General features: G+C 34.2%; 13 protein-coding genes. 4 read left to right on the top strand and 9 right to left on the bottom strand.

Going from position 1 to position 15,251, the window contains the following annotated elements; genetic code table 11:
* Positions 1-240: 240 nt before the first annotated feature.
* The 4 genes from HAV12_RS10540 to HAV12_RS10525 form a co-directional block, all read right to left on the bottom strand.
* The gene (locus tag HAV12_RS10540; protein WP_132037611.1) at positions 241-699 is read right to left on the bottom strand and encodes an RNA methyltransferase; all 459 of its coding nucleotides are present in this window, start codon (positions 697-699) and stop codon (positions 241-243) included.
* A 337-nt stretch (positions 700-1,036) separates the two neighbouring features.
* Entirely contained in the window at positions 1,037-2,653 is a 1,617-nt protein-coding gene (locus HAV12_RS10535) for a thioredoxin domain-containing protein (RefSeq protein ID WP_171569612.1), read from the bottom strand.
* Positions 2,654-2,768: 115 nt separating this feature from the next.
* Complete coding sequence (locus HAV12_RS10530) at positions 2,769-4,241, bottom strand: redoxin family protein (RefSeq protein ID WP_171569611.1); 1,473 nt, start codon at positions 4,239-4,241, stop codon at positions 2,769-2,771.
* Positions 4,242-4,301: 60 nt separating this feature from the next.
* Complete coding sequence (locus HAV12_RS10525) at positions 4,302-4,463, bottom strand: hypothetical protein (RefSeq protein ID WP_158286352.1); 162 nt, start codon at positions 4,461-4,463, stop codon at positions 4,302-4,304.
* A gap of 477 nt (positions 4,464-4,940) precedes the next feature.
* On the opposite strand from HAV12_RS10525, the gene HAV12_RS10520 reads away from it, so the two are divergent.
* Positions 4,941-6,152, top strand: coding sequence for a DUF6625 family protein (locus HAV12_RS10520; protein ID WP_171569609.1), 1,212 nt, complete (start codon positions 4,941-4,943; stop codon positions 6,150-6,152).
* A 69-nt stretch (positions 6,153-6,221) separates the two neighbouring features.
* Here HAV12_RS10520 and HAV12_RS10515 read toward each other — a convergent pair whose 3' ends face one another.
* On the bottom strand, positions 6,222-7,232 hold the full coding sequence (locus tag HAV12_RS10515) for a hypothetical protein (protein ID WP_171569607.1): 1,011 nt from the start codon (positions 7,230-7,232) through the stop codon (positions 6,222-6,224).
* A gap of 357 nt (positions 7,233-7,589) precedes the next feature.
* On the opposite strand from HAV12_RS10515, the gene HAV12_RS10510 reads away from it, so the two are divergent.
* Complete coding sequence (locus HAV12_RS10510) at positions 7,590-8,744, top strand: hypothetical protein (RefSeq protein WP_171569606.1); 1,155 nt, start codon at positions 7,590-7,592, stop codon at positions 8,742-8,744.
* A 101-nt stretch (positions 8,745-8,845) separates the two neighbouring features.
* On the opposite strand, the gene HAV12_RS10505 is transcribed toward HAV12_RS10510, so the two are convergent.
* Together HAV12_RS10505 and HAV12_RS10500 are read right to left on the bottom strand one after the other, a co-directional pair.
* Complete coding sequence (locus HAV12_RS10505) at positions 8,846-9,094, bottom strand: hypothetical protein (RefSeq protein WP_132037544.1); 249 nt, start codon at positions 9,092-9,094, stop codon at positions 8,846-8,848.
* A gap of 136 nt (positions 9,095-9,230) precedes the next feature.
* Complete coding sequence (locus HAV12_RS10500; protein ID WP_205423365.1) at positions 9,231-10,193, bottom strand: CorA family divalent cation transporter; 963 nt, start codon at positions 10,191-10,193, stop codon at positions 9,231-9,233.
* Between the two features lie 153 nt (positions 10,194-10,346).
* Here HAV12_RS10500 and HAV12_RS10495 point away from each other — a divergent pair, with 153 nt between their 5' ends.
* The gene (locus tag HAV12_RS10495; RefSeq protein ID WP_171569604.1) at positions 10,347-11,960 is read left to right on the top strand and encodes a class I SAM-dependent methyltransferase; all 1,614 of its coding nucleotides are present in this window, start codon (positions 10,347-10,349) and stop codon (positions 11,958-11,960) included.
* Between the two features lie 367 nt (positions 11,961-12,327).
* Here the strand turns inward: HAV12_RS10495 and HAV12_RS10490 are convergent, their stop codons facing one another.
* Together HAV12_RS10490 and HAV12_RS10485 are read right to left on the bottom strand one after the other, a co-directional pair.
* Positions 12,328-12,807 (bottom strand): hypothetical protein, encoded by a 480-nt coding sequence (locus tag HAV12_RS10490; protein ID WP_171569603.1) that lies wholly within the window; start codon positions 12,805-12,807, stop codon positions 12,328-12,330.
* 144 nt (positions 12,808-12,951) lie between these two features.
* Entirely contained in the window at positions 12,952-14,076 is a 1,125-nt protein-coding gene (locus HAV12_RS10485) for a LytTR family DNA-binding domain-containing protein (RefSeq protein WP_171569602.1), read from the bottom strand.
* 192 nt (positions 14,077-14,268) lie between these two features.
* Here HAV12_RS10485 and HAV12_RS10480 point away from each other — a divergent pair, with 192 nt between their 5' ends.
* Positions 14,269-15,249: a heme-binding domain-containing protein gene (locus HAV12_RS10480; RefSeq protein WP_171569601.1), complete on the top strand. Its 981-nt coding sequence runs from the start codon at positions 14,269-14,271 to the stop codon at positions 15,247-15,249.
* Positions 15,250-15,251 lie beyond the last annotated feature (2 nt).

Raw genomic sequence — 15,251 nt, 5'->3', positions numbered from 1 at the left:
GATTAGGGAATTTGCTTTTAGCATAAGAAATTGACATTGGTAAACATGATATGCGACATTAGAAGAATTGTACAAAGTAGAAAAAGTCTTTTCACAACTGCCGATTGCTTCAGGTGGCATGAGAGATTTGCTTTAAGGCTGCAAAGCAATTTGTCCGATAACTTTTAAACCTCAGTATTGAGCCTAAAAGACATTACATGTTTTTAATCAACATTAGCACTATAAAAGATCAACTGTTATTTACGAACGTGGTTTAGGCAAGTTTCTGTCGTACATAATAATAGTTCCGGCCACAGCCACATTTAGGCTTTTTTCTGATTTAAACTTCACTAGATGATGGCATTTATCCATTACTTTTTTGGATAGGCCATGATCTTCTGCTCCTAATAAATAAACACAGCGTCTTGGATGTTCAAAGGTCTCTAAATCGGAGGCTTTTTTATCTAATTCAACACCTACCAATCTCGCTCCTTTAGGTAAGTTTTCAAAAAAAGCTTCAAAAGTATCATAATGAAAATAAGGAATTGCTTTTACAGCATCATGAGTATCACAGGCTTGTTTGGCATATCGATTACCTATGGTAAATATAAAAGTAGCGCCTAAGTTTTGAGCCGATCGCCACAAAACACCTAAATTTTCAGGCGTTTTACCATTTTGTATTCCTATCCCAAAATATTCATTTATAAAATTATCATTCATAACGGCAAAAATATAAACTATAAGAACATGAATCAATTTTTTATTGCGTTTAAATGAAGATCAAGTAGCGGCTATAAGTACTTAATTTTAAAACATTTGAGATAGGGAAAGAAAAATAAAAAACGTATATCCTGAAGAAATTTTAAAAACGGAAGGTGTTAAGGAAGAAAACTTTCGGTGCGCAAAATTGCGCAATTGTCAGATAGTCAAATTTAGATATTTCTAATATTATAAACGGTAACGCAGGGCTGTCTCCTACCATGGCATTGCGGCTTAAAACTTTTTTGGAGGTAACGCAGATTTTAAGACCGTAATTTTATCCGTTAAGCCCATAGAACTATACCTGAATTTTAATTCGTTCGGTAATAAAACACTCATCTTCCGATAGGTCTATTATAAAGTGAAGTAAATCTTTCCTTTCGTAATGTTTTGGAAAAACATATCCATTAATGAACATTGACGGTGTGTAAGCCACATCATTAGCCTGATTCCACAGGAACTGTTCCTTTAGAATTTCCTGTATGCTTCTATCATCACGCGACATTATTTCCGGCCGGTCCATTATTTTTTCATCTTTTGTAGCAAAATCGGTAAACCACTGATGCAGAACATCCCTGAAAGCTTCCTGACCGTAATTGTAATAAATAGACAGTAATTTCTGATGCACTCTTTGGGATCTGGCATCACTATTTACTTCATTAAAATTGAAACGCAGGTCAAAAGATACTAAATCGGAATATTTTGACAAGATTTCTTCGATAACCGTGTGGACTTCGGCGCAAAAACTGCAAAAAGGGCTCGTGACCACTATAATTTTTAACGATGCATCTCTATTTCCTAAAATAATACTGCCTGACTCAATTTCGCTATTAGCTGAAATTTCGGAAGCCAGCAGGTTATTTTTAAAAATTTCATAATTACGTTTAAAGCGATTGCCGGCAATATGAAATTCTTTCAGTTCTTTCTGTTGTCTTAATAGTTTTTTTAGCGAAAACCAAATCAGCGCAACCGTTACAAAAACAAAAGCAGAAATCAGTATCGCCTGAGCTGTAACATTAAAATCAAAATTATAGTAAAACCACACATAACCCAATTCCGAAAGAATCACTGAAATAATGGCCAGACAAACCGGACACCACATTTTTTCGACAAATTTCTGATAGTACAGCGAGATAAAAAGTACCGGAAGGGCAATTGTTAATAAAAGTATTTGTGTTTCAAAATAAGCTTCGGTATTTTCAATAAATAAGAACAACAACAAGCAAATAAACTGGTAAGAGAAAAATATAAGGCTTAAATCACTAAAACTAACCGTTTCAAAAATTTTCCATTTGGCAGATTGCGTTACCTTTTCACAACTTTCAGCAGAAGTCATATTGCAGAAACTGTCCAGTAGCACACTCTTGTGGCTGAATAAATCTCTTAGCGCCGCAAATGAAAAAAAAAGGCCCAATGCAGGCAAAGCCAGGAACAGCTTAGCATTCAGCCCGGCTTTCGATTGCAAAAGAAGAACGAACAATAAAAGTACCGACAAACCAGGCAAAACCCAGTAATTTGTGGCGGTAGTAGCTGGTGGATCAGCATCTGCGCCGGATTTTTCGATCAGCAATACCCTGTTTTTCCAGAAGCGTTCCAATTCCTGCAAGGATAATGCCGTTGCGGTTTTATTATGGCTGTAAAAATAAGTGCTGTCCTTTTTTTCAATAAAAAAGAACTGCGGCTGTCCCTTCTCAATTTCCAGAAATGCCACAAAACGATCGGGCAATAATTCAATTTCAGCTATTCCGACCGAAAGAACACCGTTAGCAATATTAAAGAATGTGAGTGTGTCTGAAACGGCTAAAAATGAAGGATAGTCCGGATGCGATTGAATTTGATACTCAAATTCGGCTTTATTAATATAAACCCCTTCCTTGTCTAAATATTGAAAAATATAATTGAAATCGTTGGTCATTTGTTAAATTTATTTGGACATGATTATTTTCTTCATCCATTATAAAATTGCAGATCGCTCTTTAATTCTCAAATATCACATGGAGGATTGGAAGAGATGAATCAGTGTACTATTCTTATTGCAGCTCTCTGGTAATCTGACTGTAGAGCTTTTTCCCGGTTGATGGTTTTTCAGTATTTTTTAAGACTAATTCCCCTTTTTGATTAAACAAAAGATATCGCGGAATAGCCACCACTTTTTCGTCCAGTAATTTTTTAAGCGAATCCAGTTCTTCGTAAGTAGCAAAATAATGATTCCCACTCAGCTTGAACTGAGAAATATCATGTTGCCATTTTTGGTTAAATTCCCTGGAATCTACCGAGACATAGAGCATTACTATGTTTTTTGTTTCCAAAAAATCGCGTAACTCTTCTGAATACGAGAATTCTGCCTTGCAAGGCGCACAATAAGTTGCCCACAAATCAACAAAAACGGCTTTATTAGGGAAATTTTTAGCAATTAAATCTTTTATTCCCTCATATTTAGTGGTACTTATTACAGCTACATCATCCGATGCAGAAGAATAATGCATTAAGGTGTAAGGTGCCAGTTGCGAACGGTTAAATTCATCATTTAGTTTTTTGAGAACACTCAGATAGGGACTTTTCGGGAATATTTTTTTAAATTTTTCGAACGAGCAGTTGCTCTTTTCAAATCCGAGAAAATTGATATTGTTGGTGATCATCAATTCCTGACTGTCATAAGGGGCGTAACTGTAATAATCCAGTTCTTTTTTCCAAAGTCCGAGTTCATTCTTAAACTTCTGCTCTAAAATTCCTTTGGATATATTATAACACTTCTGTTCTATAACCACTACTCTATGGGCCCCGTTGCATTCATTGTATTTTTTATCGAATGCATTGTACATTTTATCAGCCTGAACAATTATTTCATTTAAATCTTTATCCGGCCACTTTGATTGGTTTATGAGATCAGTATCTTCTTTCAAGGCTCTGACTTTATCATTAATAACAAATAATAAAGCTAACTCGGTTTCCTTCCTGACGATACTATAAAAAGATTCCGATATCTTATGTTCCTGATAAAGCAAATCAAATTTCTTTATGGTCTGTGATTGGAATGTACTTATTTTTTCAAAAAATTGGCTTACAGAAGCAGATTCATTGAAAAATTCGGTTATTATCGGCATTAATGTTTTATACCGGAACATCGCAGAAGAATTTAGTTCTTGCAGACCCAGTGCGTTGGTACCTTCAAAACCAACTTTAAAAACGCCACTGTCTTTTTTGAACAGTATTTTGATTTTTGAATCTTTATCAACTATAAGTTCTGTTTTTGGGGTATAGGCAGAATTATTTATTGTTATTGTGCCTGATGTACTAAAGTTAAATTCCCTGCTGAATTTGTTATTCTTTATAAGAGTTTTATCAGCATTCATCCAGTAATTTTTATTATCCAGATCAACTGATTTATTAAATGTAATTTCGACTGAATCTTTTGCTTCTACAAACTCCCCTTCCACTTTTACAATTTGGGCATTTACAACAGTACAAAAAGAAATAAAAAGGAAAGCATAATAAATTTTCATATAAATTTTATTTGAAACAACAGGCCATCGAAATGGCCTGTTGTAAATTCTAAATATTTCTTAACATTTATTCCAGCAGCTGCTTACTGTCTGACATCCATAAGAAGTACCGTTACAAGTACAAGGTGCAGTTCCATCAGGACAACCGCCATATCCTCCCATGATTGTTTTCAACTCTTTTCTGGAAAGCATGTCCGCATTTTTTAAACTTAACTTTTTCATAGTTTTTTGTTTTTATAGTTATAATTTTTTTTCAATTCTTACAATAATGAATTTTACCACTTATGTGCACTTAAGTTTATAAAAGTAAATAAGTAAGAATATTTTGTAAATAAAATTAAAAAAACGTGTTGTTGTTAAAACAGCATCGTTAATCTTTTGTTAAATATATTAATTATCTGACATATCAAAAAAAATAGTGCAAATTTTATATTCAAGTCGCAAAAAAACCACTTACAAAATATCAATTTAACAATTGCTTATTTTCATACGTTTTTTAGTACTTTTTGCTTTGTATTTTTTTTTAACCTGTTTTGTATATCATTTTAAATAGTAGTGTCTCACAGTTGGGGATGTAAGAATCTAAAGTAGTTAACGAAACGTTAATTTTTTAGGTTGCATTCTTATTAGTAATGATATTCGCACAGTCTCGTGAAAATTTATTAGTCCTTATTCCAATCGTTTTTTTAAATCAGAAGTATGAAAAAAATAGCTTTAATCAATTGTTATATGGGACCTTTTCCCTGGTTTTTTAAATTTTTCCTGAAATCATGCGAATCCAATCCAACAGTTGATTTTTTTATTTTCACAGATAATATACTTACTTACAGCGTTCCTGATAATGTTAAAATTATACCGTTAAATCTCGTCGATTTTAACCGTCTGGCTTCAGAAAAATTAGGTTTTAACATTGCCGTAGAGAAGCCCTATAAATTGTGTGATTATAAACCGGCATTTGGAATACTATTTTCATCCTATCTGGAAGATTATGATTTTTGGGGCATAACTGATCTGGATGTCATATACGGCAGGATCAGGGAGTTCATGACTGATGACCTACTGGATGAATTTGACGTTGTTTGTGTCAGGCACGACTTTATAACAGCATGTTGTATGCTCTTTAAAAATACAGATTACGTCAATAATTTGTTTAAAAAAAGTAAGGATTATCATTTGATTTTTACCTCGCAGAAGAACTATGCTTTTGATGAGTCTAATTTTGAGCAGGCCTCTATTTTCGAAAAAGAAGATATTTTTAAACTGCACTGCGAAATTGAAAGCATGCAGCATATCATTCTTAACGAAGAGCGGGAAGGAAACTTAAAATCACATTTTGATTTTTTACTCTGTGAAGGTACAGCCGGAGAGCTAAAATGGGACAATGGATTGTTTGGCTATAAAGGCAAACTGGAAATTATGCTCTACCATCTGCTCAATTACAAGGGGAATATTTTCGCCAATAATACGATAAACTGGGACCAGGTTCCCGACGTCTTTTACATTGATAAATATGATTTTCGTGAAGACAATTCCTGTTTAACGCGCCTTAGGGTGTACAATCAAGACATCCTGCAGCCTTTACTATGGAATCTGTCAAAAAAACTGGATGCATTTGTTTCTACTGCTATTTTAAGAAAACCCGTCGACTGTATTGCCGAAGGCGAGTATTTGTATTACCTGAGCAAAATGAAAATTGAAATATGCGAAACAAAGGATTCCGGAGCTAATTTATTGAAAATCTGGAGTTCAGATTTCCTGCCCGTCTATCAGTCTGCTTTTTATAAAAATTACTTTTACGTCAAAAGCCTGCCACTGATTTTCAGATTAGAAGACACTGACAATCAGAAGCGCTCCCGCTTTAACTTATTATCAGAGGTGGGTTATGGTAACGTTTACAACAAAGTAAAGTGAGTTAATAGTATATTAATTGTAGCGTTTTATACTGGTCACCTACATTAGAAGAATCTGTTTAATAAACTGTTATTTGTTTGTAAACAAGCGTTTAAAAAAATGGGGCTTTTTCTCTTCAGGAGCTTCTTTCTGCCTGAAATAATTTTTTATATAACTGTCATCAGCCTGATTGGTTACATATAATCCGTTATCGTCACGCTTTACGATTTCCTTTATGTTAGCATTATATTCATTTCTTTCCCTATACTGCCTTTTATCCATGTCGCCGTGCCATAAATGATACAACTCACCCCGAACAAAACCAATTTTCCCTTCTGTAACCTTATAGAAATCAAGGCTCCATAAATTGACCTGTTCAATGTTGCCTTTAAAATCTTCCGTAATGCACGGATGTGGAATTTGTCCGGCTGCAGCATGGGCTATAACATGATCTGCTCCGCCGATTAAAGCCTTATCAAACAATGGCACGGCTTCCAATATTGCTCTTTTTGCACCCCAGGCAAGTCCCACATGCCCGTGCTTATTATACATTTTATGTTTCCAAAGTTCCGTATCGGTGTAGTTAGCTGCAAAACTGCGCCACACTTTATTGTGGACTGCATTTGGCAAATAAGTTTCCTTTATATCATCCATATTAAAAGACGGCTTTAGTTGGTCTTTTTCAAGAAACACACCATATTCAAAAGGCTGAATTATAGTATTATCCTGCAGTGCTTCTACCCCTTCCACTATCCAGTTTGGGTTGGTAAACAGGACGTCGGCATCTACCCAGAAAATGTATTGGTATTGTACCGGTAATTCACTTATAATTTTATTTAATAAAGACTCTTTATGCCAAAGCAAATTCTCAGTATATACTCTTGTAATATGTTCGCTCTCTTCCAGCTGTGGTAACGTATTGCCAATGACGCATTCGATGACAGAATGGTTGACTTGTTTGATACTTTCATAAAACAGCTGGAAAGCCTTAATGCGGTAGGGAGAGTTCTGAGGGTTAAAAAAACACGTTATAATCATTGCCTCAGGGTGCGGCCTGTAGGCGTTTTTAGTTTCAGAATTCCTTTTTATCAGATTAAACATTTCTTATTTACTATTAGAGTTTGCAGCTTCATTTTCCTATAAACATACAAATAAATCATTTATTTTAACCTTATATTTCTGATTCAGTTATCATTCTTTTCTACTGTTATTCTTTTTTATTGCTTTAGGAACGGATAATGCCGGAGTTGTGATTGTTTAATTATGATACCGTGGAATTTTCCCGTCCCTAACTATAGTTTTATTTCAAATACAGTATAAAACTATATATTTCATGCGAATATTCTGAAAGAATTTTGATACATTTACGTATTCGGGTATCCATCCTGATTGTTATTTTCAAAACCGAAATTGCTGCTATTCGGATACTTTTTGACGAGATTTAAGCACCTGTTAACTATGACCAAAGAATATAATTACGTTTATCAATATTTAGAAAAAGAAGGAATTTGTATTGATAAAAACGAATTCGAAATTCAAATTCAATCCCATCCGCAATATCCTTATCTGTTAGCTATTACCGATACTTTAAGTTTTTTTAATATCCAAAATGGTGTTATCCGGGCAGAATTTTCAGAAATCGAACTTTTGCCTCACAATTTTGCTGTACTATTAAAAGAGGAAGGCAAGGAATCACAATTTTATTTCATTAAAAAAAATAAAAGAAATTACACTTACTATAGGGACAATACAACCGTTGAAGTCTCTGAAAAACAATTGAAGTCGTTGTGGTGCAATACCGTATTTCTTATCGAAAAACCAGAATCGACAAACAAGGAAAAGCCCTGTAAACCGTGCCTTTTTGTTTCTCTGTTATTTTTAATTGAAATTTGTTATGCGCTGTTGTATGGCAGCACTTCAATCCTATATTCTTTTCAATCCCTTTTTCTCCTGGTTCTCATACTCCTTACAGGTATGTCATGGGTCAGTATGAAAAGTTTTTTTATAAAATATCAGGTAATGCAGGACTCGTTATTGAAGAGCAATCAGTTTATTGACCATTACGAGACTTTTAAAAGTGTTTTGCTCCTGTCGGAAAAGGTAAAACAAAGCTTGCCTTCTTCATCTGTCCTAGCGCTTGGAAACAGGAACGCAAAATTAAAAATCACACTCATTGTCAATCCCTTTAGTGCTAAAAGCAGGAATGCACATTTCGTTATGGAGCAGATTTTGGAAAATTATCATGATTTGGTTTGTGTAGAAGTTCGTTTCCATTTTAATCATGCAGACTATGGTTATAAAAAATCAAAAACAGTTCATGAGCAACTCGTGTATCTTTATCTGAGTGAAGGCCCGCAAGCTTTCATAACGGGACTATACAATTGGTTTACCTATACTGATGAAAGAAAACTACCTACAACCCCAATAACAAGGGAAAATGAAATTGTGATAAAAGAAATTCTGAGTAAACAGTTCACTTGCAATATAGAAAACCATTTATTTTTCGCGCCGATATTTAGTATTAACCAATACCTTTATCCTAAACAATACGACTATAAAAAACTAATTAATTTTATAGAAGAACTTTCAGAAGATCCCGAATTTCACAATTAAATAATGCTCACAATTTCTGCATCGCCGAACAAATATTGCCTGTGATACTTTAAGTTCCCGTATACAGTCCTATAGATTAGTCGATCATCACCTTTTGTAATTTATCTAAACAAAGTAATCGTTTCGGCAAGATTCTCTTTATTTATGAATTCTGTGATAAATTCACGTACCTCAGTACTGCTTTCAACCGACGTTTCAAAAGAATTGATGTGAAATTCTTCATCCTGATCCAAAATATGGATGATCTCTGTGTAGCCTCTCGAAATTAATGTCCCTTTTAATTTAATAATATTCAACTGCTGCTGACTATCTAATTCCTTGCGGACCTTTAGTTTTATAGCTTTATCCATGATAAATATCTTTAAATTAATAATTTGTAAACAATATCAAATATAAATATTAAATAAGGTATAACACTAGATATAAATAGTTAAAAAAAAATATTATTTCATCAATTTATAACAGCAGACTAATTATAAATTATTTTCACTGGAGCCATTTTTTTCGTTTAAACCAAATCAATGGTACAATAAAACAAATAAGGATCAATGCTATGGCATAAAAATAGCCGTACTCCCACTCCAGTTCAGGCATATTTTTAAAATTCATGCCGTAAATTCCAGCTACAAGCATTGGTAATGAAATACACATGGTTATAATCGTTAATGTTTTAAAGATTCGATTTTGCTCCAGATCAATTTTGGTAGCGATATAATCTTTCAGATCATCTAAACGCTCAAAATTATTTTGTACATATTCATTAATTACGGTTAAATCGCTTAATTCCAGTAAAATTGTTTCTTTGATTTCAGGGCTAAGCTTCGTGCTTTTTCTAAGCAGATGCAAAATTCTTCTAAATTCATTCAGTGATTCCTTAACCAGCAGGTTGTTAAATTTCAGCGCCGTTATTTCATTTAAACCATACTCCGAAAAATCATTTTCTTTCTGCAGACTAGAGTACATTGTTTTAATATTTTTTGAGATGATTTCAGTTAAGTCCGCAAAATAATCGGGGACGATTCCAATCATCATTAAGAGAAAAGTATTGATCGTAAACGGCAGGTTTTTTATTTTATCAAAATGTTCCTGTCTCTTATTTTCCGGTATAAATTGCTCAAAATTAATATCCATAAACGAAAACATAATTTCCTCCTTCAGAATAAAAGACACAATTACTTCTTCAATTTTATTATGGGCTGAAAAATAGGGAAATGAAAAATTGAATGCTAACTGGCTTTCTTTTTCCAGATAATGCGAACTTATTTCGATATCATCACTATTGCTCAATATCGTTGTGTCAATAGTAAAAAGTTTTTCAAAAGTGGCAATATCCGACTTTTTATAATTAATAATCTGCAGACTGTTTATATTACTCAGGTCTTCAGGTATTTCATCAATACTTTTTAACTGTATAATGTTTTTATTTTTATCTAACAATTCAATTATCATGGATGTCTTTTTTAATAAATAGTAGTACGGAACTTAAGTAAATTTATTCAAATAAAAAAACAGCCTGTTTACTCTGTTTCCTTTTCATTTTGAAATTGAAACGTCTTCACTTAAAAAAAATAACTATTTTTAACAAACATTCATTCTTTTACTATGACCGATAAATCACAACTACGAAGTTTTATTTTCAGACATCTTGACGGCTTAGCTGTTGCTCCGGTAGCAATAGCACTGAGGAATAAAGCCGTTTTGGAGTTTATACTGGACAAAAAACAAATACAATTAACCGAGCTTGCAACTGTTTTTAAAGCAAACGAAGGCTATCTGAATGTTGGTTTGAGAATTTTGGCTTCGCAGGGCTTTTTAGATTACGAAGTCGATAACCCTAAACAGGAAATTACGATTTTAGTCAATGAAAAGACAGCAATAGCCTTTTCGATGTTTCATCTCTATGAAGACGTAGTTGATTTGCTTCAGTTCTCTGTCCGGTTTCACCCGCGTCTCTTTGAGGAGCAACCGTTTGAAAAACTCAATACTATTTTTGAAAAATATAAAAAGAAATACGGAATTGCACCCTCCGTCGATCCGCTGACCAACACGATTCAGGAACAGATTTTAAAACATATAGAAGGTTATCTGATTGGCCCAACGATAGTGCGTCTGGCCATGAACGGCATGTTTCACAAGTATTTTATGGAGACCTCTTTTAAACCGGAAGAGTTTCATAAATCTCCTGAGAATTTCAAAAAAATATTAGACTTTTTTGTACATCTTGGATGGTTCACGGAAAAAAACGGTAATTACCAATTTACAGAAACAGGTTTGTTTTTTGCAAAAAGAGCGAGTGCCTATGGCGTTACCGTTTCCTATTTGCCCACATTTGCCCGAATTGAAGAATTAATTTTTGGCGATCCGGCCGTGTTACGAATGGTAGCCGATGGCGAAAACGAAATTCATGTTGATCGTGAAATGAATGTATGGGGAAGCGGCGGTGCTCACGATACTTATTTTAAAGTTATCGATGAAATTATCGTCAAACTTTTTAACCTCCCTATTGAAGAACAGCCTAAAGGAATCCTGGATATGGGCTGTGGTAATGGCGCATTCCTGCAACACATTTTTGAAGTAATCGACAGACAAACCTTAAGAGGAAAAATGCTCGATGAGTATCCGTTGTTTCTGGTTGGAGCTGATTATAACCAGGCAGCGCTGAAAGTAACCAGAGCCAATCTTATAAAGGCCGATATTTGGGCAAAAGTTATTTGGGGCGATATCGGACGCCCGGATATACTTTCGGAAGACCTGAAAGAAAACTATAATATTGACCTGAAAGATTTACTTAACGTAAGGACTTTTTTGGATCACAATCGAATTTGGACAGATCCGAAACACATCAACACAGACAGGATCAGCAAGTCTACCGGTGCATTTGCCTATAGGGGAAAAAGAATCTCTAACAATCTCGTAGAAGATAATCTGCTGGAACATTTACAAAAATGGTCGCCGTATGTCCGTAAGTTTGGTTTGCTTCTGATTGAGTTACATACCATAAATCCAAAACTTGCCGCAGGCAATTTAGGGAAAACGCCTGCAACGGCTTATGATGCCACTCACGGTTTTTCCGACCAGTATATTGTGGAGGTAGAGGTTTTCAATACTGTAGCGGCAGAAGCAGGATTGTTTCCGGATCAATCCATTTTCAAACGATTTCCCGAAGCTGATATTGCTACGGTAAGTATCAATCTATTGAAAGGAAACGGAGCATAATCCTTAGTGATAAGACTATTTATCCGCAATATCGGATTATAATAAAATTACAAACCAAAAAAGCCTGGATAGTACAAATGTCTTACCTGAAAATACTTTTTATTGTTGTGATAAATTTAATTTCAATTTTAGACTTATCACAGAAAATATGATAAGTTTTATTTATGTTTTTACTTTATCACAGAAAGCGTGATGAATCTACTTTTCATTATAATTTTATCACAACAATAAAATGCATCTTGTAAATACCAGTGATTGAAAGTATTGTTAATTTTTCAAAGCATTATTTTTATCGCTAATCCCAAGGATAATAATCTTTGGGATTAGAATCACCCTGATTATAAAGATACTGAATGAAATTTAGTTTTTAAAATCCATTTTCTTTAGACGTGCCTTTTGTAGCCGGAATTGACTTAACCGAGCCCTTCTCCTGTTTACCATTTGGTCCGGTTGGGATTTTACTACTTGGAATTGACTGCGTCTTTACCACTTTTTTTCCTTTGCCCCTGTTTTCCTTCGGGTACCTGGCAAGGTGCTTTTGGTGATACTTATAGGGACTATTGCCATTATAATCGTTTATAATAACTTTATAACCTTCATAAAGATTATATTCTCTGCATCGCGAAGGGAGTGACTTCTCACGAATCCATTTCCCTTTTTTATCATAGATAAACTCACTCGTGACAGTATCATAATAAATATCGATATCAGGTAAATAGTAGTATCTGAAATCGGTACTGCTTAAAGGTCCCCAACTGGGTTTGGAGACTGCTTTTTTATGGGTTGCAACCTGAGCATTAGAAAAAACACTCGTTAAAAACAGACAGGCAAGGATTATTTTTTTCATCTTTTTTTTGTGTTAATTAATTGAATTTTATCAATATATACCACAATTTAGAGACATTATTTGAGCTGTAATCATTTTTTATACCGAATGATAAATAGTATCGACTAATGCCAATTTTAGTCCGATTACAATAAAAGCAGACGATTACTGGTCCAGCCAGTTCTTAAATTCTGAAACTTTATTCTTACTGATAATAACATCCATTTTCAGTTCAGGTTTTATAATTAGTTTCAACTGATTTTTTCCGTAAAGCAATATACTGTTAATAGCCCTGATATTAACGATGAACTGCCTGTTGGCTCTGTAAAAAGTAGTCGAATCGAGTCCTTTCATAATCTCATCCAGACTGTTATTGCTGTTGAATTGGCGATTGTCGAAAGTATAAATACAGGTGATTCCGGTATCCAGCAAGATGTACGCAATATCATTTGTATCCAGTTTTATCAGTTCGTCTTTATGATAGGTAAGTATTCTCTTTTTTGCGATTTCGGACTCTTTTGATGCATCGTTAAGTAAAGCACTGTCCGGCAGGTTTTGTAATTTCTGCTGATTTGAGTTTAATTGTAAATTCAAGACCTGCAGCTCATTGACTTTGTCATTCAGGTCCTTCTTTTCCAGGTCTGAAGCGGTTTCGTACTTCCTGTAGATAAGTCGTATGATTGTATAGCAGCAGCCACTTATGAATAGTGTACTTAAAAGCATACTCAGAACAAATTGAAGATACAAATCAGATAATTGCTCTTCTAAAACAGCTAAATTGGCGTGTGAAGCTACCATCCAGTTTGTTCCTGCAACGGGATTTATATTTACGATTTCCGAATTTCTTTTTGGATTATTAGGAAATGTACGCATGCCCGCCGTTTTTTCTCCCTGCTCTAAAACGGCACTTAACGTTTTTATTTTTTTATCTGTTATTGCTCTTACCTGAGAATTACCTTCCTGAATTTTTTGACCGATAAATGCCGGATTAGGATGGCAGAGTTCAATTCCTTCCTGATTGTACATACAGATAAAGTCACTCTTTATATCGGTGTTCTCGATGCTTAGCTGTAAATTATGTATGACCTGATCTTTAGACAATCCGCTATGAAGCTGCTGTTCTAAAAGACGGGAAATTTCCCTGGCTTCGCGTTCACCGGATTCTAATTTACTATTCCATAATTTTTCTTTGGCTGAAGAATAGAGATAAGCAGAAGATATCAAACTAACAATCAGAACAACGATACTAATGCCTGCAAGTGTCAAAATATAAAGCCGGGCTTTTTTCATGTGTTTTTATAATTCTTAAAATGGAGCTAATGTAGAAAATCTATCATTTAAGGCTAAAGTAAACAATTTATTTAGCTTTTAATATTCGGCTTTAAGGTCTAAAAATGCCCTTTGAACGAGTTAATGGATTTACGACACTTGAATTATCTCTAATTTTGATTTCATAATCTATTATCTCTAAAAATAAAACGAATGAAAAAGGGAATTAAAATAATCGTAATTATGTTGTTGGCATTTATTGCTTTACAATTCTGGAAACCTGCCGAAATTGAATATAGCACCTCAACAAAAAACTTAACAAATGTTCCTGAGGAAGTGAATACTATTTTAAGAAACTCGTGTTTTGATTGTCATTCCAATACCACAAATTTAAGCTGGTTTGACAAAATAACTCCTGCCAATTTTATAGTTAGTTCTCATATCACGGATGGCCGAAAAGCACTGAATTTTTCTAATTGGGACGATTTAGACAAGCAAAAGCAAAATTCGATACTTTTTTACGCTTTCAACAAAATACTGTCGGGTGAAATGCCGCTTAAAAGTTACACAGCTCTTCATCCATCTGCAAAATTAGACGATCGGTCTGTAGCTGTACTAAAAAATTATGTAACATCAATAGCTGCCCGAAAAACAAATCCTCAAAAACCGCTTCCTTCTAATGCAAAGGAAAATGACAATATAGTATTGAATAATACTATATCAGATTATTCTAAAGTTAAGCCTTCGCCCAATAAAATTTCATACATCCCTAATTTTAGAAATTGGAAAGCTGTTAGTACTTCTGACCGTTTTGACAATGGCAGCATGCGTATTATTTTCGGAAACAGCATTGCGGTAAAAGCTATTGAAAATCATCAGACCAATCCCTGGCCAGATGGTGCTATTTTTGCAAAAACAGCCTGGAAACAAAAAACAGAAACCGACGGAACTGTATCTGCCGGAGAATTCATTCAGGTCGAATTCATGATCAAAGATGCCAAAAAATATGAATCAACAAAAGGATGGGGATGGGCAAGATGGAAAGGCAATAATCTAAAGCCGTATGGAGATAACGCTAACTTTGATCAGGAGTGTATTGCCTGTCATAATCCCGTTAAAAATAATGATTATGTTTTTACTACTCCTTTGCATCTTGATTCCAATACATTTAATAGCTACAATAAAAGCAAATAAAT

This window comes from Flavobacterium sp. CLA17 (assembly GCF_013112255.2).
Taxonomy (GTDB): domain Bacteria; phylum Bacteroidota; class Bacteroidia; order Flavobacteriales; family Flavobacteriaceae; genus Flavobacterium; species Flavobacterium circumlabens.
The sequence above is the reverse complement of the archived record's forward strand: the minus strand, read 5'-3'. Positions and strand labels throughout refer to the sequence as shown.